Below are 19818 nucleotides of genomic sequence, written 5' to 3'. Positions count from 1 at the left end.
GCAGCATAACCGCTGTAGGCACCTTTTATTGCTTCATATAAGAGCAGGCTCCATGGCCACCTTTTCATAAAACATTTTCCGATACTGCGAGGGGGTTGTATTTTTGTGTTTTTTGAATGTGGTGATGAAATAGCTCAGATGTTCAAAGCCAACATCCATGGCAATATCCACGATTTTGTGATCCGTGTTCTCGAGCTGGTAACAGGCTTGCTGCACACGGTAGTAGTTAATATAGTCGACAGGACTTTTCTGTACCATCTGCTTGAAAAAACGACAAAAGTGTCCTTCACTCATATTGGCCTCGTCGGCCAGCTCTTTCAGCTTCAACGGCTCAGGGTAGCGTTTGTGAATGTAGCCAAGGACGGATTTGAGCCGCTCCACTTTGTCATGGCTGCCTGTCGGGACGGTACCTTTCACAGGGGCAGGGCGCATGTGTTCGAACATACGAGCGAAAATGAGATACAGGTAGGCTTTGGTTGTCATCTCACAGGTTTCAGAACCGTTAGCATGATCCGCAAAAATATGCTGGAGATACAGCAGGATCTCACGGCCCCAGTCATCCTCCGGCTTTATGTGAAATGGAGGGATAAGTGTCTTATGAACGAGCGGTCTGATGAACTTCTCCTGCACGGCATCGAAGGTGCGGCTGCCCAGCAGCTCCGGACTGAACACGATAGAGGAAAAAACGCAGGGAAGGTCGCTTTTCAAATAGCCTGCATGAATTTCGCCCCGGTTCACAAAAATCGCCTCGCCCGCTTTCACCTCTACGGTATTCATGTCAATCTGGAACACGGCACTGCCTTGAGTAACCATCGTAAATTCCATCTCATCATGCCAGTGGCAATCCAGAATGCTGTCTCCATTAAGCTGTTCAATATCCGGATAAACACTGACGGGATACATAGCATTACCGTGTATTCGGTCCTCCCGTAATCGTTCGCGTTCCATAGAAGGTCCTCCTTTATGGTATCATTATTAATGTAATCGTTTCCATAGATTGGTGATCTTGCTTGAGAATCGGATATAAAATATCAAAATCGTGATATATTTGGTCAAAATATCGGAAGAAAACCATGTTTAATATCAATATTATTATAGTATAACCGAAGGGGGAAAGAAAACATGAAATTTACTGATGGATTCTGGATGACTCGTGAAGGATACCACATTCAAAACCCGACTGACATTCGTGATATTGTGCAAAAAGGGGATTCGTTGACCGTATATGCGGCAACTAAATATATTCGTACCAAAGGTGATACGCTGAACGGTACCTTGCTGAAAGCAACGTACAGCTCACCTATGCCTAACGTTATTCGTGTAACCTTGAATCACCATAAAGGAAGAGTGAAAAAGAGTCCTGAATTTGAACTCAACTATCAAGATGTGAATGTTGACATCACGCAAGATGAACAAGGCGCTGTTTTGAAAAGCGGCAATCTTGAAGTTCAAATCGACAAAACCAAAGGTTGGGACGTCAGCTTCCTGTATGAAGGAAAACGGATTACAGGCAGTGGTCAGAGAGCGGCTGGTTATATTACAGGTCCGAGTAAAGAAGCATACTTCCGCGAGCAGCTTGATCTTGGCGTTGGTGAATACGTTTACGGTCTGGGCGAGCGCTTCACACCATTTGTTAAGAATGGTCAAGTCGTTGACACATGGAATGAGGACGGCGGTACAAGCAGCGAGCAGTCCTACAAGAACATTCCTTTCTATTTGTCCAGCAAAGGTTATGGTGTATTCGTAAACCATCCTGAACGCGTATCATATGAAATTGCATCTGAAAATGTATCTAAAGTGCAGTTCAGCGTAGAAGGCGAGACTTTGGAATACTTCATTATCGGCGGTGACAATCCGAAGGATGTACTTGATAACTATACGAAATTAACAGGTAAACCAGCGCTTCCACCGGCATGGACGTTTGGTCTGTGGCTGACAACATCATTTACAACCGATTATGATGAAGCAACCGTTAACCATTTCGTGGACGGCATGGCTGAACGTGATCTTCCACTTTCCGTATTCCACTTTGACTGCTTCTGGATGAAGGAATATCAATGGTCTGATTTCGTATGGGATGAAGCGATGTTCCCGGATCCGGAAGGCATGATTCGCCGTTTGAAAGACAAAGGTCTTAAAATATGTGCTTGGATTAACCCATATATTGCAGAAAAATCCTACTTGTTTGATGAAGGTATGGAGAACGGTTATCTGGTAAAAACAGCTGATGGCAGCGTGTGGCAGTGGGATATGTGGCAAGCAGGTATGGCTCTGGTTGATTTCACGAATCCGGATGCTGTTAAATGGTATAAGAGTAAGCTGGAAGTACTGCTTGATCAAGGTGTAGATTCATTCAAGACGGACTTCGGCGAAAGAATTCCGACGGATGTTGTATACTTTGACGGCTCTGATCCGGTTAAAATGCATAACTACTATACACATCTCTATAACAAAGCTGTATTTGAATTGCTTGAAGAGAAAATTGGCAAGAACGAAGCTGCCCTGTTTGCCCGTTCGGCAACAGCAGGTGGTCAACAGTTCCCGGTTCACTGGGGCGGAGACTGCTCTTCTACTTATGAATCGATGGCTGAATCGCTTCGCGGCGGCCTGTCACTCGGACTTTCCGGTTTCGGCTTCTGGAGTCATGATATCAGTGGATTTGAAAATACAGCGACACCTGACGTATACAAACGCTGGGTACAATTCGGTCTGTTGTCTTCCCACAGCCGTCTTCACGGAAGTACCTCGTATCGTGTGCCTTGGCTGTTTGACGAAGAATCCGTGGACGTTGTTCGTGACTTCACCAAACTTAAAAACAGCCTGATGCCGTACCTCTATAATTCTGCTCAGGAATCGACTGTGAAAGGTATCCCGATGATGCGCGCCATGGTGCTGGACTTCCCAGAGGATCCTGCAACATACAGCCTGGATACGCAGTACATGTTCGGGGATTCGATTCTTGTAGCGCCGATCTTTAATAAGGAAGGCGATGTAACTTACTACTTGCCAGAAGGAACATGGACAAACTTCCTGACAGGCAGTAAAGTACAAGGCGGCCGTTTTGTACGTGAGAATCACAACTTCCGCACATTGCCAATGATGATCAAACCAAACAGTTTGATTGCAGTGGGTGCAACCAATAGCAAACCGGATTATGATTTTGCAAATGAAGTTTCCCTGCACTTGTTCGAGCTCGCTGATGGCAACACGGCGCAAGCGGTTGTTGTGAACCAACAGGCTGAGCAGGAACTGGTTGTAAACGTAACGCGTAATGGATCTGTTCTGGAGGTACGCGCTGAAGGTGCAGGCAAGCCATGGAATATGGTGCTTCGCGGCATCGAAAGTGTATCCAGTGTCGAGGGTGGATCCCAGGCAGCTGGTGAACAAGGAATCGTAGTAACTGCAGCAGCAGGCGTAAGCTCGCTCAAAATTCAATTGTAATTAGCAAGCATGACTTAAAGGACGGTACCGCAAGGTGCCGTTCTGTTTGTCTAGGGCGGAGACAGACAGAAGTAGCTGCAGCCAGCAAGTCATCGTATGATTGAGCTTACACCGGGCTATTCCAACCGAGATATTATACCAATTGGTGGAGAAGAATTTTGGAACCGCTACCAAAGTGGAAGAGTACTCCCTCTTGCAGGGCGGACTTTTCAATACAACTTACCGGGTAATGCTGGAGTATGCGCCGGCTGGCCTATAGAATATTGTCCTCTTATTTCAATGCTTACGTTCATGAATTTCAGGTCGATCAGCCGCATGACGGACAAAAGTTTCGTCAACGTACGTTGGACCTTATGGAACAATGGAAGATGATGATTGAACCATACCAATAACTAGGAGGAGTAAATATGAAGGAATATGAACAATACCCCATGTGGGATGCAGCTTTGCCACTCGAACAGAGACTCGATGATCTGATTAAACGTTTGACGATAGAAGAGAAGATTAGTCTGATTCCTACACGCGAAGCAGCAGTCCCGCGGCTGGGGATTCCTGCATACAACGTTGGAGGAGAAGCGGCCCATGGGGTGGCTTGGAAAGGGGAAGCAACTGTTTTTCCGCAGCCTCTCGGACTCTCAAGCACATGGAATACGGCACTCATGCGTGAAATTGGTTCAGTCATTGGGGATGAGGCGAGAGCCTACCACCATCGCGAACCTGAACGCCACGGCTTGACCCTGTGGGCACCAACCGTTGATCTGGAACGTGACCCGCGTTGGGGAAGAACCGAAGAAGGCTACGGTGAAGACCCTGTGCTCACAGGGGAGATGTCAGCAGCTCTCGTGCAAGGCATGCAGGGGAATCATTCATTTTATTTGAAAATGGTAGCTACGTTGAAACACTTTTTCGCCAACAATAACGAGAAGGACCGGCTGAATTGTTCATCCAGCATTGATCCGCGAAATTTGCGCGAGTACTATCTTAAGGCATTCGAGATACCGTTTGTTGAAGGTGGTGCCTTGTCCATGATGACAGCCTATAATTCCATCAACGGCACGCCTGCAATAGAAAGTCCTTATGTGAACGACGTGGTTAAGGGTGAGTGGGCTATGCCTGGTTTTATCGTCTGTGACGGGGGGGACCTCTCGCAAACCGTGAACTATCATGGATACCATGCGACGCATGCCGAATCTGCGGCAGGTGCCTTGAAGGCAGGCGTGGATTGTCTGACCGATGAAGTGGATCTGGTGGTAGCTGCATTGCAAGAAGCCCTTGATCGAGATTTTCTGAAGGAAGAGGATCTGGACCGGGCTATTCGCAATATTTTTGGTGTTCGCATGCGTCTTGGACAACTGGACCGCTCGGGTCTTAATCCATACGCGTCTATACCGGAGTCTGTCCTGTGTGCGCCGGAGCATGCCAAATTAAGTTATCGAGCTGCGGTAGAATCTATTGTATTGCTAAAAAATGACGGGTTGCTCCCATTAAAGTCGGATGCACTTCGCAAGGTGAGCGTCATTGGACCTCTCGCGGATGCAGTGTTCACCGATTGGTATAGCGGTACGCTGCCATATCGAATTACCGTATTAGATGGTTTACGGAACAGATTGACAGATGCAGAGATTCTCTATGAAGACGGGAATGACCGTATTAGCCTCCAGACACAGGAAGGGCAGGTATTATCGCTCGGAGATGAAGGCACCGTTGTAGCCGTTCCGGAAGGCAGTGCGGAGAAGGCTGTGTTCGTTCATCAGGATTGGGGATGGGGAAGTCACACGCTGAGAAGCGTAAACAATAATCGCTATATTACGTTAACCGAACAAGGAAAATATCAGGCGATCGCACCAGAGATCGGGGGATGGTTTGTTAAGGAAGTTGTGCAATTTGATCCCGAGATCGATAACAGCCACTTATTGCGGACGTGGAATGGTCTTCCTTTAGGACTTGCTGAACATCAGGGCAAACATGTTTTGGCACCCATTGCTGCAGATTCATTAGAAGATGGAGCGACAGCGTCGAAAGCAAATGACCTGGTGATTGGAGCGAAGGAGCCAGTACGACTGGTGAAGCATGTCGAGATGGATGGTATCAAGCGAGCAGCAGCTTCTGCAAAAGCCAGTGATCTAACTGTAGTCGTTGTTGGCAACAGTCCCTATATTAACGGCAAGGAAGAAATTGATCGGCCTGGTCTTACGCTCCCGTCTGAGCAGGTCCGTCTGGTCAAGGAGGTTTGCAAGGCAAATCCGAATACCGTAGTCGTCATTGTGGGGAGTTATCCATTTGCACTTCAGGAATTGAAGGACACAGCTCCAGCCATTGTATATTTGACCCATGCAGGACAAGAACTTGGTCATGCGGTTGCGGATGTGCTGCTTGGCACATATGCTCCGGCAGGCAGACTGAATATGACCTGGTATGAGGATGAGTCACAGCTTCCCGATATCATGGACTACGATATTATTAATAACGGTACGACATATATGTACCATGAAGGTCCCGTCCTATATCCATTTGGACATGGTTTGACTTATTCTCCATTCGAATACAATGCAATGGACGCTCAGCGGATTAATGGAGTATCCGGAGCTGATGTATTGAAAGTTGAAGTACAGGTTCGAAATGCGGGAGACGTTGCAAGTGATGAAGTAGTGCAGATCTATGGGCGTCCGCAGATATCCCGAGTGAAGCGGCCTTTGAAGCAATTAATTGGCTTTAAGCGGATCCATCTTACACCTGGCGAAGTGCAGACCATATCTTTTGAAATTCCTGTTCAAAAGCTTGCCTTCTGGGATGTCACACGTGACCGATATTGCCTAGAGACAGCGACCTGGTCCATCATGGCTGGACGCTCCTCGGAAGACATTCGCCAGACAGTCGATATGGAGATTGAAGGGGAGGTTATACCTGCCCGTCAATTGGACCTGCCAACATTTGCAGAGAATTTTGATGAGTATGCAGGTGTGCTCCTGGACGAGTGCTTGGAAGGACGATCAGCAGTTCGGGCGGTTGTTCCTGGAGAACCACTGTATAAGGTCGATCAGCTGTCCTGGGTTGCTTTCCTGAATAACGGAACACAAGGAGCACATACATTTGAAGCAAGGGTAGCTGCTTTTGGAAAAGGTGGCGAGCTGCAGATACGTTCTGGAGGGCCAGATGGGGCGCTTCTTGGAACATGTCCCGTGCCCATGAATGGTTCTGAATCCACACTGGGCCAAGATCGCTCTGACATCCAGTGGACAACAGTCCAATGTCCACTTCAACCAGAGCAGGAACTTGAACGTTTATATATTGTGTTCCAAGGTGGCGCTGCCATTCAGCAGTTCAGATTAAAATGTTAATCATTGCTGCGGAGTGAAAAAGATCTGTTCAACACAATGAATGATACATATGACCGTTCCGATTGCACAAACCGGAACGGTTTTTTATCATGCTGTAACTGAACTTTTTTACATATCCCGTATAATCAATTGGCGAACGAACCACACTAACATTGTTGTTTTCCGATCTTGTAAAGGTGGTTAAGGCATGAAAGATAAAAAGTGGGACCTCGTCGCACTTGCTTCCATCCCGGTGATTATGACGTTGGGTAACTCCATGCTGATTCCGATCCTTCCGCAAATTGAGCGTGAGCTGAAAGTTTCGTCCTTCAAGGTCAGCATGCTTATTACGGTATACGCAGTGGTTGCCATACTGCTTATCCCGATTGCAGGGTATCTGTCTGATCGGTTTGGACGTAAAGCGGTCATCATCCCCAGCCTTATCATTGCAGCAGCAGGGGGTGCGGTAGCAGGCGGAGCTGCGTTAATGCTAAACGGAAGCATAGCGTATTGGACCATCCTTGGCGGAAGGCTTCTGCAAGGAATAGGCGCTGCTGGAGCTTTTCCCATCGTCATACCCCTTGTTGGTGACATGTTTGACGACGAAAAGCAGGTCAGCAAAAGTTTGGGTATTATCGAAACATCCAATACGTTCGGTAAAGTCATAAGTCCCATCTTGGGTGCTGCGCTGGCCGTTTGGCTGTGGTACCTCCCGTTTATGGCCATACCGGTGCTCTGTTTGCTATCCCTGGTACTCGTTATTTTTCTGGTGAAAACGCCGAAGAAAAAAGAGAAGCCACCGACCTTCTCCGAGTTTGTCTCATCCGTTCGCTCAGTGCTAAAAGAAAAAGGCCGCTGGTTATATTCACTTTTTGCCATCGGTGGAATTTGCATGTTTGTTATTTTTGGCGTGCTGTTTTATTTGTCGGAGACGCTGGAGTCTGAGTATCAGCTTAAAGGTGTTCTTAAAGGTCTGGTGCTTGCGATTCCGCTGGCGGCTCTATGCTTGTCATCTTTCCTCGCAGGTAAATGGATTGGAAAGAGCAAGGTTCGCATGAAGTGGGTGGGTTTTACGGGACTTGTGATTCTGACCGGATCTTTGATCATTATGGGGCTCTGGGATAACATCTATCTGGTGGTGGGATTGTTCACTCTGGGTAGTGTAGGGATTGGTGCCACGCTTCCCTGTCTTGATGCACTCATTACTGAAGGCGTTGACAAAGCGCAGCGCGGTACGATTACAGCCTTGTTCAGCAGTATGCGTTTTATTGGCGTTTCTTTGGGGCCACCGGTAGTATCCCTTCTCATTGGTACATCGCATTTTATTCTTTTTATTGTAATCGCAGCTACCGGAGCGGTAGGTGGCCTGCTCACATTATTTGCTGTTAAGCCTGAAAAAGGAAAACAGCCCAGCTCGGGGGGAGCCCCTGACAAGTTGGAGCAGAATGCGGAGACGAATCATGTACCTAGAAGGGTACCCGTTAGGCGAAAGAAAAGTCCATTTTAAATGAACTGCGTTAATGCGTAGACACAAAAACGCGCTTGCTGGCGAGAACATCATTCTCAACCGGCAAACGCGTTTTTTATTTGACGAGAGTTTTTTATTTTTCAGCGGTTGTGGTTGAACTTGACTCTTTGGAGTCAGAATTCGTGCCGGATATATGTGTATGGGCAAGTAACGGATGGACGGTGACTGCGAAAGTTCCACTTCGTTTACCTTGGATAAGATAGATTAGCAAGAACACAATCATGAAGATGACAGAATACCGGTACATGTCCGTGTAGCTTGTCATGGAGGCGATCGCACCAAGCAGCAGAGCACCCGTAGCAATCCCCAAATCAAGTGTATTCAAGAACATGCCATTCGCCATCCCGCGCTGGGTTGGAGCTACAATCTGAATCATCCAGGTCTGCAGTGACGATTGCATGGAACCATACCCAATGCCGTATATAAATGCTGCGACAAATAAAATCGGCATGGACGTTGCAAAAGAAAGGATAGTCAGTCCGATCGCCACAAAAATCGCTCCAGGAATAAGCAGCGCTTTGGGTCCTTTGCTGTCATACAATCTGCCTGCAAATGGTCTGACTAACAGTACAGCTAACGCGTTAAACAAGAAAAATAAAGCAGGGTTGGCCAGATTGGCCTCTTTGCCATATAACACAATGAATCCGACAAGTCCACCATAGGTGATGGATAACAAGCAATTCAGCACACTGGGCAAGATCAATTTGCGATTAAAAGGAATTTTCTCTTTCGTTCCGGAAACGTTCGCTACCGGCCCAGCTGAAGTTTGAGGTGAACCAGCATGTGAACGTGATGCTTTCTTACGTGTTAACGAATAACTGAGTGGATAGATGACCACGATCACGGCCGCTGTACACAGCATAAGTGTTACAAATCCCGAACCCTGCAGCAGCGTAACCCCGATGATGGGACCCATGGACATGGCAAGACTGGTAGATAACCCGAAGTAGCCCATACCTTCTCCCATACGTTTAACCGGAATGATGTCAGAGGCCATGGTTGGGAAGGCGGTACTGCTCATTCCGAAACCAACACCAAAAATCATTCGCAGCAGCAGCAGAACAGCTATGCCGGCAGCAAAATAATACCCGAGTGTAGCAAGAAGGGCTACAGACAGGCCGATGTAGATCATGGCATTGCGGAGGCCTTTTTCGAGTGCTTTGGCTGAGTATAGGCGTGCTGCAATTGCACTAAGCGCAAACAGACAGGTGAATAAGCTGACTTCAAATGCATTCGCGTGGAATCGTTCCTGTACGTAGGAAGGAAGAGGAGAAACAATCATATGCAGCTGTAGGAAAAGCAGGAAGTTACAGAGCATGAGCAAAATAAAGTCGGTGGTCCAAAGTTTAACCTGTGTAGAACGGTCTTTCATATGAATTCATTCCCCCTTGAGATGTTCAGTTCTTTACAAGTTGCGATTGATGAGGGAAAGAGTATGTTTAAATGCTTCCATCTGGTCTTCGGGTATACCTTCAGCAAGTTCTTTATTCATTTCTCTTTCAATGGGAACCAGAATATCGATCAACGCTTTTCCTTCCGCAGTCAGATAGAGGAGATAAGCTCTGCGATCCTGTTCACTGGTCCGACGTTCAACCCATCCCTTTTTCTCGAGTAGATCAATAATGCGTGCAGTGGTGGGTTGATCCTTCAGAACGCGACTCGCAACTTCCTTTTGGTTCACGCCTTCTCCCTTATCGATATTGAATAGAACAGAGAATTGCTCTGTTGTAATATCGTAAGGTTTAAAACGGGTCGCAAGTAAAGCAGCGGCTTTGCGATATGTGAAGCCCAGCATAAATCCGACAGATTGCTCTAGCGAATAGTCCATACGAACGTCGTTCCTCACTTTCCTATAAATCATCTTCAAACGAATTACTTGTTATAACAACTATATGTGATGCAACTAATTTTGTCAAAGTAAATTAGATATAAACTACGTTCAAAATGGATTATGCGAAGTTAGAAAATCCTGATAGAATGGAAGTGAACTGCATAGGTGGAAAGTTAAGGATGTCATCTTGGAATACCGAAGGTTATTCTGCTCCATTCGATGTGGAGCTAACAAGGAGAGCTGAGTATGCTGAAAAACATTCCTGCAATAATTTCTCCAGAACTGCTTAAGATTATGTCCGAGATGGGGCACGGGGACGAATTGGTGCTCGCTGATGGCAATTTCCCTGCAGCCAGCCATGCCAGGCATCTCATCCGTTGTGATGCGCTGGGAACCGTAGAGTTACTGGAGGCCATTTTGAGTTTGTATCCACTTGATACGTATGCAGAACGGCCTGCAGCCGTCATGCAGGTTGTAGAGGGAGATCAGGTTGTTCCGATCATATGGGAGGATTACCGCAGGCTGATCTTGGAGCATGAAGGCATCACAGACGCCTTCGATCAAGAAGAACGATTTTCTTTCTATGAGAGGGCTTCTCGTGCCTATGCCATCGTTGCTACCGGTGAACGTGCCCAGTATGCCAATCTCATCTTGAAAAAAGGGGTCATTTTCCCTGATGTAAGTCCTGATCCACAAAGTCAACGTATGGAATTAAAGTGATTTCCAATAAAGTATTTAGTCCATGGCGACGGAGGCACTTACGCTCCTGTTCGCCTTTTTGTGTTATATCGGATTGTTCTCAGACAAGGGAAATCTGTACGTGTGAACTTATTTTGTTCCAAGGAACGAAATATATTGCAAACTTTGATGCAGATGATGAATGGTAGATGGTTGTAATTGCCTTAAAATAAATAGAGTATATGAAAAAAAACATTCGGGGTTAAGGGGGGAAGGAATAAATGGTGTACCGGGTTAGACGGGCAGGGCTTGTTGATGCGCAGCAGATAGGTGAATTATTCAACCAGTACAGAATGTTTTACAACCAGGTTTCTGATACGGAGAGGGCCGTAAAGTACATTCAGGAGCGTTTGAGCAAGGATGAATCTGTGATATGGATGGCAGAATCGGATTCCAAAACGGAGCCTGGACTTGGGAATATAGCCGGGTTTGTTCAGTTATATCCAAGCTTCAGTTCAGTGTCCATGGGGTCCATATGGGTCCTAAACGATTTATATGTACATAAGGATCACCGCAAGAAAGGTATAGCACGCAAGTTGATGCATGCTGCACAAACCTTCGCCAGCGAGACAGGGGCAATTCGAATAACCTTATCCACAGCGATTAACAATACAAAGGCACAGGCATTATATGAATCAGAGGGGTATGCGAAAGATGACCACTTCCTGTATTATGAACGTAATGTTGATTAACCTGGAATAGGTGTATTGGAAGTAGAGATAGATAGGGGAGGGATTAACGCAAAATGATGCAGTGGATCGCCATGATCACGATGTTGATTGATCACATAGGGGCTGTCTTTTATCCGCAGGTCGAGGAACTGAGGATCATTGGGCGGATTGCTTTTCCCATATATGCATTTGCTGTCTATATCGGATATAAGCATACACGTAATGTACAAAAATACATCTGGCGTCTTTTTTGGATCGCTGTGCTCTCCCAAGTCCCTTTCATGGCGGCATTTAATCACTTGTCATTAAACGTCGTATGGACCCTATGGTCGTCCCTGCTGGTTTTGCTGGTACTGGACAAACAGCCGAACCGATTACTGGGTATCCCGATTGTTATCGGGGCAGGTATAATTATGGAAGTAACGGCCATGGATTATGGCATGTATGGACTGCTGCTGGTACTGTTATTCCGGTACTTCCAGGGCCCCATACTTGTGCTGGGGCATGTTTTGTTAACGGCTCTTTATATCCAGCTGCACAGCAGTTCGGTGCAAATGTACAGCGTAGTGGCTACGTTAGGCATTGCGATTGCGCAGTATTATGGGGCAGGTTTTCGTCTGAAAGGGCCAAGGTGGATCTGGCGTTATTTTTACCCGGCTCATCTTGCGATTATTGCTATTATTCGCTGGACATAAAAACAAACAAGCCACCTTGCTGTCAGAAGTGACGGCCAGGTGGCTTGTTTGTTTTAAGATAAATGAATGGTCCTACTCCACAATATGAGGCGTGGAAGAGTCAAGCTGCGGCTGATTAGCAGCAGGGAAGTACCCAATGTTAACTGCATACTGCAGCATGCTGGAGATGAATGAGTCATCTGCTTTTGCACAGTGAATTCCGGCTGGCTCAACATACGCTGTTGTTACCGGGCAGGCATATACGTAAGCTGAATCCTTTGCACCGTCACCTTCCAATTGGGCAATGGCGAGCTGCAGGGCCTCTGGATCCTTGCTGATGGATGAATCGAATAACCAACTGGTATATTCATCAAAAGGCAGCGTTTCGACTTCATATCCCGCACGATTGATGGAAGCAATCAAACTATCGTAACGGATCGACTCGGGATTACAAATGTGGAATACCCGTCCAGCCGTGTCATCACGTAGAGCCAGATGCACGATAGCCTGGCTTGCATAATCGATCGGTGTGAAATCAACCAACCATTCGGCAGCTGGAGCTTTGCCGAGAAGGAGCATCGCTTTGATCATCCGGTAGAAGGCATTGCTGTCGATGTTGGACTGGAAGCGTCCTGTTTCCGAATGACATGTCAGGTTACCCGCACGGTAGATGCTAACTGGTACACCTTCCTCTGCTGCAAGCATCAATACTTTCTCCGCTTCAAGTTTGCTGTCAGAGTAGAGGTTCTCTACATGCAGATCTGCCGGGAAACGGTCATACTGAAGGGATGATTCCCATTGTCCGCTGAGTGCCAAATCTTCCGGTATGCCCATGGTCGAGACATGATGGAAGGAAGCACCGGGTTTGCTGCGAACCAGATTCAGCAGGGCTACCGTACCCTCAACATTGGTTTTGGCAAACTGTTCTGCATCTCCAAAGTGTCTTACGTCTGCCGCACAGTGAATTACACGATCAATCCGGGCTTGTACCTTACTGGTTTGTTCAGCGGTTAAACCGAGGTTAGGCTTCTCCAGATCTCCCTCGATAATCTCCACACGTGAAGCGAGAAGTCCACTGATCTCAGGGCCGAAATATCCCTCCATAACCTTGCTTAAACGCTGCATGGCTGTATTACCGTCAGACGGACGACGAACAAGCGTATGGATTGTCACATCCGAATGAAGAAGGAGCTGCTGCAGCACATGTGAACCAAGGTAACCTGTAGCGCCTGTTAGCAGAACATGCTCCGGATTAAGAATCTCGGGGTAGCCTAGTTGGGAAGCCAATTCGACCGGATGCTCTGCCAGTAGAGTCATTACGCCAGTTTGCTCACCGGATGGGGCAGTTTGCTCGGTAATCTCCGCAAGTGACTGTACCCGAAGTGCCAGGGAACGAATGGTTTTTTCTGCAAAGAAGTCAGCAATCTTCAGCTGCGGATAGTGCGGCTTCAGAATAACCAGGACATGGATTACTCGCAAGGAGTCGCCACCAATCGTAAAGAAGCTGTCTTCAATTCCAAAGTCGCTGTGTCCGAGAATTTCTTTCCATGCATTGAATATGATCGCCTCGGTCTCTGTCTCAGGCATGACCCGATCCGGCCGATTTTCATGTCTTTCCTCGTTTGGAAAGGATACCATCGCTTTGCGGTGAATTTTGCCGGTAGGTGCGATAGGCATTTCATCAAGCTGACAGATCCATTTCGGTACAAAATAGGATGGAAGCTTGTCTGCCAATTCAGCTTTAATCTGATCTACGGATAGAGTGGTGCCATCCTTGGAAGTGAAATATCCCACAAGCATGTTCTGACCGTCCGATTCCTTCTTGGGAATGACCACAACATCCTGAATCCCTTCAAGGCGAGCAAAATGATCCTCAATCTCACCAATTTCAATCCGATGACCACGGATCTTCAGCTGTGAATCACTACGTCCGACATATTCCAGCAAACCGGTATCAAGCAGCTTGGCAATATCACCGGATTTATAGATTTTCTCATCAATTGCAAAAGGGTTATCAATAAAGGCTTGCTCTGTACGTTCTGGTTGATTCAAGTACCCTTTCGCCAGTGCTGGGGTAGCAATATATACTTCACCAGGCACGCCTACAGGGCAGAGCTGCTGCTCTTCATTGACGATATACACTTTGTAGTTATGAATCGGTTTACCAATCGGAATGTTAGCCACATGATCCGGGACCTGTTCACTGATCCGGTGTGTCGTTGTCGCCACAGTACATTCGGTAGGCCCATACACATTGACGATGTCGATCTGGTTACCAAATTTGCGCTGGAAGGCGCGAACCTGTTCTCCGTAGAGGGCTTCGCCCGCAACGGTAATAATTTTAACCTTGGCCAGCTTGTGGAACCCTTCGTCTGACAGATAGGATGCAAGCTGGTTAAAGAAGATCGTAGGCAGGATCGTAATAATCGTTGTGCCTGTGCGCTCAATTGCCGTGGCGAACTCCTCTACAGATACACGTTCCTCGGCAGATAACAGATACAATTCTGCACCATAGAACAGTGCACCGATCGTATCCCAGACGGAAGCATCGAAGCTGTATGTAGCAAACTGAGTCAAAACGTCCCCGGCTTGAATGTCACAATCGCGCTGCACGACACTTCCAAGGTTGACAACCCCGCGATGGGCAACGAGTGCGCCTTTGGGTTTGCCAGTGGATCCGGAGGTGTAGATGATGTATGCGAGATCGTCTGCCTGAATATCCAGATTAGGATTACTTGCTGCAAACCCGGCCAGGCGTCCATCCACAGCCAGAATTTGACGTACGGTAGGAATACCCGAGAACAACCGTGAAGCTTCTGCTAGAGAGGACTCCTTGGTTAAAACAAAAGAAGAAGCCGTATCTTCCACGATATAACTATTGCGTTCCTGCGGATGTTCAGGATCAATCGGAACGTATACACCGCCTGCCTTCAAAATGCCGAGCAGGGAAATGATCGTTTCCAGACTGCGTTCCATGAAGATGCTGACGAACTCACCCTTTTGCAGTCCGTTGGATAACAGTACGCGTGCGACTTGATTGGCACGTTCGTTCAATTCTCTGTAGCTATACCGGCCAAATGGGGACGTGATAGCGGGCGAATCGGGATACTCGGCAGCCGTAGCTTCGAACCAGCCATGGATGGTCTGATGCTCAGGCTCAGACACACAGGTATCATTCATCTCGCGGTACAGCGTCCGGTCAGAGGCGGACAAAATATCCACGGAGCCAATGGTCACGTCTTCATCCCGAATCATCGAGAGAAGCAGAGTTTGATAGTACTCAGCATATCTCATCACGGTTGCTTCTTTCAGGAGGGATGCATCAAAGAACAAATCGAGTGTATATACATTCTGCTCCTCACGGATACTCCAATTGAGCACCTGCGGAGCCTGAGGAAGCTGAACACTATTAAACATAAACAAGGTTTCCGGGTAAGCACCCGGCTGCATCGAATCTTCATTTTCTTGCAAAAGGGTAACTTGACGAATTAGCTCACGGAAGCTCATCTTGCCATGTACCTGCAGCAGCAGAACTGATGCAGAACGATCCGGATCAAGCGTGCCAATGCCTAATTCCTGTTCTCCAGACAACCGGAACAACAAGGCAGCATATGCCGACAGGAGCGCGTTATAAATCGACGTTGAGCCATACTTCTGAGTGAGTTCACGGCTCTGTGTTGGCTGCAGCTGTATATGAGCTGATTCATACGAAAATGATTGTTGACGGCGCCCAAAATCCAGTGGAATCTGGAGAACTGGCAACTCAGATTCCACTGTCTGGGAAGATGAAGAGTGATGATCGATCACGTCTATTTTCCTCCTTAATTATAACGTTCGTTTTATTGTTTTTTAGGACTTGCTTACATTAAAGTGAGAGATCAATTCCTGTAATTCCTCGGACATGCTGGTCAAACGGGTGGAAGAATCAACAAGGGTCGACAGAGAAGCCTTCTGGTCATCGACGGAAGCGGCAATACGCTCACTGCTTTCTGCTGTTTTGCTAACGCTGGCAGACAAATCATCTGCGGTAGCAGTCATTTCCTCTGTACTTGCAGAGATTTCTTCTGTAGCACTGGAAACTTCCTGAATCTGATTCGATACTTTCTTCGCAGCTTCCAGAATATCTTCAAACAACTTTCCTGTCTGATCTGCAACGTCAAGTCCGGTATCGACTTCTGCCGTACCTTTTTCCATTGCGCGGACAGCTTGTTTGATCTCGGTTTGAATCTCGTCAATCAATACGGCGATCTGGCTTGTAGATTGTTCGGATTGTTCGGCGAGCTTACGAACTTCACCAGCAACAACTGCAAATCCTCGGCCCTCTTCACCAACACGAGCTGCCTCAATGGATGCGTTCAATGCAAGCAGGTTGGTTTGGCTGGAAATGCCGGTGATGATGTTCAGGATATCTCCGATTTCCTGTGAACGGCTCTCCAGAACCTGAATTGCTGAAGCCGTATTTTTCACGGATTCCGTAATTAGTGTCATTTGCTGAGACACTTGGCGTACAACCGTATTACCTTGCTGGGAACGGCGCTCCATTTCGTAAGCTTCATCAGCTACATTAGCGGAACTGCTGGCAATCGTTTGAATCACAGTCGCCATTTCGGCCATGGCACGGGCACTATCGATACTTGCCTGTTCCTGTCCACGGATGTTGGAGGTAATTTGCGTTACATTGCTGTTGATGGAATCTGCGTTCTCGCTATTTTTCTCAGATACCTCATACAGCTCTTTGGCTGATTGGTTAACCTCTTGAGAAGTGACTTGCACTTTAACGATTGTGTCATTGATTTTGCGAACCATCGTGTTGAACTTCTCGTTTACAAGTCCGAGGTCGTCTTTTCCTGTCGGAATGTTGACATTCAAATTACCCCGGCTAACGTCATCGATCCCTTTGATCAGGTGACGAATTGGGGATAGAGTATTTTTAACTACCAGGTATTGGATAATCAGGAACAACAGAAGGAAAGCAACCAGAATGATGATACCGTTTTTAAGCAGTGATTTCAGTCCGGCAGGTACTGCTGTTGCATCTGCATCGACTGCAAAATAAGAGAAGATTTTGCCGTTGCTGTCCTTGATCGGATAAGCGATGGTTGTCCATGTGCCAAAATCATCTGAATAGAAAGTCGTGAAGGTTGGACGGTCCGTATTCAGCATTTCTTTGAGGGCATTCGCCACAACAACAGGTTGTTCATACATGTCGCCAATATTAACATTATCGCTCTGGAATGCTTCTCTCAGATTGGTCGGCATAGCAACGAGAGAAGTTTCTCTTTTCGTATCTCCGCCTAGCTCTACACCGAAGATATAAGCTTGGGCGATATTCGGATAATATTCTTGCATTTCATCGAAATAAGCACGCAGCTGGGTTTGTACTTTTCCATCATAACTGCCTTCTGCAATAGCTGCCTCTACGTCGGCAGGTTTGATTCCCTCTGCCCACTTTTTAGTGATTTGTTCTACTTGTCCATGCAGCTGGTCTACGAGAACCGTCTTTTGGAAGTAATAGCTGCTCGCAATAAGTGCAACCCCGATAATAATGATGTTGGTGAATGAAAGTAATAAGTTTTTTGAGAAAAAGGACATGCTTTTCCAACTAAATGATTTCACTAAATTCCACTCCTGATCTTCTTGTAATTAACAAACCTTTATTTGCTTGCATGAATGCAGCCAATCAAGTCATTTGTTGATCCCCCTCCAGAGCTTATGTATGCGACCATGGTCTTGGGTTCGCAGTCTTAATGCAGAGACTTTTGTACCTCATAATCCATAGGTGTCTAATTATTAAAACACATCTATACTTAATATGTCGTATGAAATGTTGTTAAATTGAATAGTTTCGTTAAAACTTTTTTAATAATTTACATATTTGCGGACATAACACTTATTACATAGGTATTTAGAACTGTTTATTTGGAGAAATTTCCATTTTCTAGTCTCCATCTTTATTTTATAACAGGATGATACAAAAAACATCCTTAAACCTTAGAAATAAACCCAGGCTTGAAAGTTAATGTAATGAGGAGGAACGGCCTATTGTCTGAAAAGGAGAAGGTAGTATTCCAGATTTCTTATACCAATTTAACTAACGATAAACTTACATAGCAGGAAATGGCGAAAACCGGGATTTGTCGTTAGATCAAATTTCCTGCTGCATGGCATTCGGCATGGATATACATCGGAAGCGGTTTTATCTATAATAAAGACAGTGTGCATTTTTCAAATCATAAGCAGGCGGGGGTTTATTTTAGATGAATCTGAAAAAAATTGCAGCAGAGCGGGCGGCAGAATACATTCAGGATGGCATGAAGGTTGGACTCGGAACAGGCTCGACGGCATATTTTGCGATATGCAGACTGGGGGAGCGTGTGCGCGAGGGGCTGCAAATCCAGGCTGTGGCGACTTCGGAAGCTTCGGACAAGCTGGCTCGCGAGTGGGGAATTCCGATCATCCCGTTTGACCAGATTGGAAGGCTGGATATTACGATCGATGGTGCAGATGAGGTCGATCCTGATTTCAATCTGATCAAGGGCGGCGGCGGAGCTCTTTTGCGTGAAAAAATCGTGGCGGCTAACAGTGATAAACTCATCATAGTTGCTGATGGCAGCAAGGCGGTTCAACAATTGGGTCAGTTTCCACTGCCAGTGGAAGTGGTTCCTTTTGCATCGGAATGGACCTTCCAGGCGCTGGAGAAGCTGGGCTGTCGACCAGAATGGCGTATGAATGAAGATGAGCGCTACCTTACGGATAACGGAAACTTGATTGCCGATTGCCGGATGGAATCCATCGTCAACGTGGCTGAGCTCAATGTACAACTCAACATGCTGCCAGGCGTAGTCGATAACGGTTTGTTCGTTGACATGGCCGATACGGTGATTCTGGCTAAAGATGACGGTAGTATTGATGAGCGCCATCGTTCCTAAAATCGATCAGATGATCGAAGGATACATGTGCTTGGTTTATTGATTGTAATAACTTGTTTTGAGAAGTGCTGTGTGAGGGATGAAAACGCTGCTTGGCATCGAAACGCAGCCTGAATTTGCAAACAATTGACGGAGGATTATGGAAATGCCGAATACGGAGGACAATCGGGAACTATCGTTGCAATTATTCGTGGTTCTCGCCAGAGCTTACAATTCCGTTACATCAAGGTCCAATCGTGACATCCAGAGTCATGGACTGAATACGACAGAATTCGGGGTACTGGATTTGTTATATCATAAGGGCCCACAAGCCTTGCAAAAAATCGGAGAGAAAGTGCTAATGTCCAGCGGGAACATAACCTATGTAGTGGATAAGCTGCAAAACAAGGATTTGCTGTTTAGACGTGCATCCAAGGAAGACCGTCGTGTTATTTATGCGGAATTGACGGAAAAGGGAAGAAATCTATTCGCCCAAATATTCCCTGGACATCATCAGGTTATCATTGATGCAATGGAAGGTTTAGAGCCTTCGGAAAAAGCGGATGCCATTCGCCTACTGAAGAAACTAGGACTTGCTGCTGAAGGGAAAACCGACTTGCGTCCATAACGCAGGCCGGTTTTTTTGTGTGGAAAAAAGGGGCATGTACTAGCTATATGACTTGCAGGAATGCTCATAATGTAGGAAAATC

The 19818-nt window shown here is 46.6% G+C and carries 14 protein-coding genes; 9 read left to right on the top strand and 5 right to left on the bottom strand.

Features of this window, described 5'->3' with window-relative positions; genetic code table 11:
• Nucleotides 1–33: 33 nt before the first annotated feature.
• A complete protein-coding gene (locus tag CHH60_RS08140; protein ID WP_095358762.1) occupies nucleotides 34–948 on the bottom strand; it encodes a helix-turn-helix domain-containing protein in 915 nt (304 codons plus the stop codon).
• Between the two features lie 174 nt (nucleotides 949–1122).
• On the opposite strand from CHH60_RS08140, the gene yicI reads away from it, so the two are divergent.
• From yicI to CHH60_RS08125, 4 genes are all read left to right on the top strand, one after another.
• Complete coding sequence (gene yicI, locus CHH60_RS08135; RefSeq protein ID WP_095358761.1) at nucleotides 1123–3441, top strand: alpha-xylosidase; 2319 nt, start codon at nucleotides 1123–1125, stop codon at nucleotides 3439–3441.
• Nucleotides 3442–3541: 100 nt separating this feature from the next.
• A complete protein-coding gene (locus CHH60_RS29730; RefSeq protein WP_176476009.1) occupies nucleotides 3542–3700 on the top strand; it encodes a hypothetical protein in 159 nt (52 codons plus the stop codon).
• 148 nt (nucleotides 3701–3848) lie between these two features.
• The gene (locus tag CHH60_RS08130; RefSeq protein ID WP_095358760.1) at nucleotides 3849–6779 is read left to right on the top strand and encodes a glycoside hydrolase family 3 protein; all 2931 of its coding nucleotides are present in this window, start codon (nucleotides 3849–3851) and stop codon (nucleotides 6777–6779) included.
• Between the two features lie 187 nt (nucleotides 6780–6966).
• Nucleotides 6967–8265: an MFS transporter gene (locus CHH60_RS08125; RefSeq protein ID WP_095358759.1), complete on the top strand. Its 1299-nt coding sequence runs from the start codon at nucleotides 6967–6969 to the stop codon at nucleotides 8263–8265.
• Between the two features lie 94 nt (nucleotides 8266–8359).
• Here CHH60_RS08125 and CHH60_RS08120 read toward each other — a convergent pair whose 3' ends face one another.
• Both CHH60_RS08120 and CHH60_RS08115 read right to left on the bottom strand, forming a co-directional pair.
• Entirely contained in the window at nucleotides 8360–9658 is a 1299-nt protein-coding gene (locus CHH60_RS08120; RefSeq protein ID WP_095358758.1) for an MFS transporter, read from the bottom strand.
• Nucleotides 9659–9691: 33 nt separating this feature from the next.
• Nucleotides 9692–10114 (bottom strand): MarR family winged helix-turn-helix transcriptional regulator, encoded by a 423-nt coding sequence (locus CHH60_RS08115; protein WP_095358757.1) that lies wholly within the window; start codon nucleotides 10112–10114, stop codon nucleotides 9692–9694.
• Nucleotides 10115–10363: 249 nt separating this feature from the next.
• On the opposite strand from CHH60_RS08115, the gene fucU reads away from it, so the two are divergent.
• The 3 genes from fucU to CHH60_RS08100 all read left to right on the top strand — a co-directional run bounded on the left by fucU (nucleotide 10364) and on the right by CHH60_RS08100 (nucleotide 12221).
• A complete protein-coding gene (gene fucU, locus CHH60_RS08110) occupies nucleotides 10364–10837 on the top strand; it encodes an L-fucose mutarotase (protein WP_095358756.1) in 474 nt (157 codons plus the stop codon).
• A gap of 239 nt (nucleotides 10838–11076) precedes the next feature.
• Nucleotides 11077–11547 carry a GNAT family N-acetyltransferase gene (locus CHH60_RS08105; protein WP_095358755.1) on the top strand — a complete coding sequence of 157 codons (471 nt, stop codon included), beginning with the start codon at nucleotides 11077–11079 and terminating at the stop codon, nucleotides 11545–11547.
• Nucleotides 11548–11600: 53 nt separating this feature from the next.
• Nucleotides 11601–12221, top strand: a complete 621-nt coding sequence (locus tag CHH60_RS08100) for a TraX family protein (RefSeq protein ID WP_255247865.1) — start codon at nucleotides 11601–11603, stop codon at nucleotides 12219–12221.
• Between the two features lie 72 nt (nucleotides 12222–12293).
• On the opposite strand, the gene CHH60_RS08095 is transcribed toward CHH60_RS08100, so the two are convergent.
• On the bottom strand, nucleotides 12294–16007 hold the full coding sequence (locus tag CHH60_RS08095; protein WP_095358754.1) for a non-ribosomal peptide synthetase family protein: 3714 nt from the start codon (nucleotides 16005–16007) through the stop codon (nucleotides 12294–12296).
• A 42-nt stretch (nucleotides 16008–16049) separates the two neighbouring features.
• On the bottom strand, nucleotides 16050–17792 hold the full coding sequence (locus CHH60_RS08090) for a methyl-accepting chemotaxis protein (RefSeq protein ID WP_095358822.1): 1743 nt from the start codon (nucleotides 17790–17792) through the stop codon (nucleotides 16050–16052).
• 665 nt (nucleotides 17793–18457) lie between these two features.
• Between CHH60_RS08090 and rpiA the strand changes: the two genes are divergently transcribed.
• Both rpiA and CHH60_RS08080 read left to right on the top strand, forming a co-directional pair.
• The gene (gene rpiA, locus CHH60_RS08085) at nucleotides 18458–19129 is read left to right on the top strand and encodes a ribose-5-phosphate isomerase RpiA (RefSeq protein ID WP_095358753.1); all 672 of its coding nucleotides are present in this window, start codon (nucleotides 18458–18460) and stop codon (nucleotides 19127–19129) included.
• 145 nt (nucleotides 19130–19274) lie between these two features.
• Nucleotides 19275–19736 (top strand): MarR family winged helix-turn-helix transcriptional regulator, encoded by a 462-nt coding sequence (locus CHH60_RS08080; RefSeq protein ID WP_095358752.1) that lies wholly within the window; start codon nucleotides 19275–19277, stop codon nucleotides 19734–19736.
• Nucleotides 19737–19818: the final 82 nt, after the last annotated feature.

The sequence above is a fragment of the Paenibacillus sp. 7523-1 genome (genome assembly GCF_002276415.1).
In the GTDB taxonomy this organism is placed as follows: domain Bacteria; phylum Bacillota; class Bacilli; order Paenibacillales; family Paenibacillaceae; genus Paenibacillus; species Paenibacillus illinoisensis_A.
The sequence above is the reverse complement of the archived record's forward strand: the minus strand, read 5'-3'. Positions and strand labels throughout refer to the sequence as shown.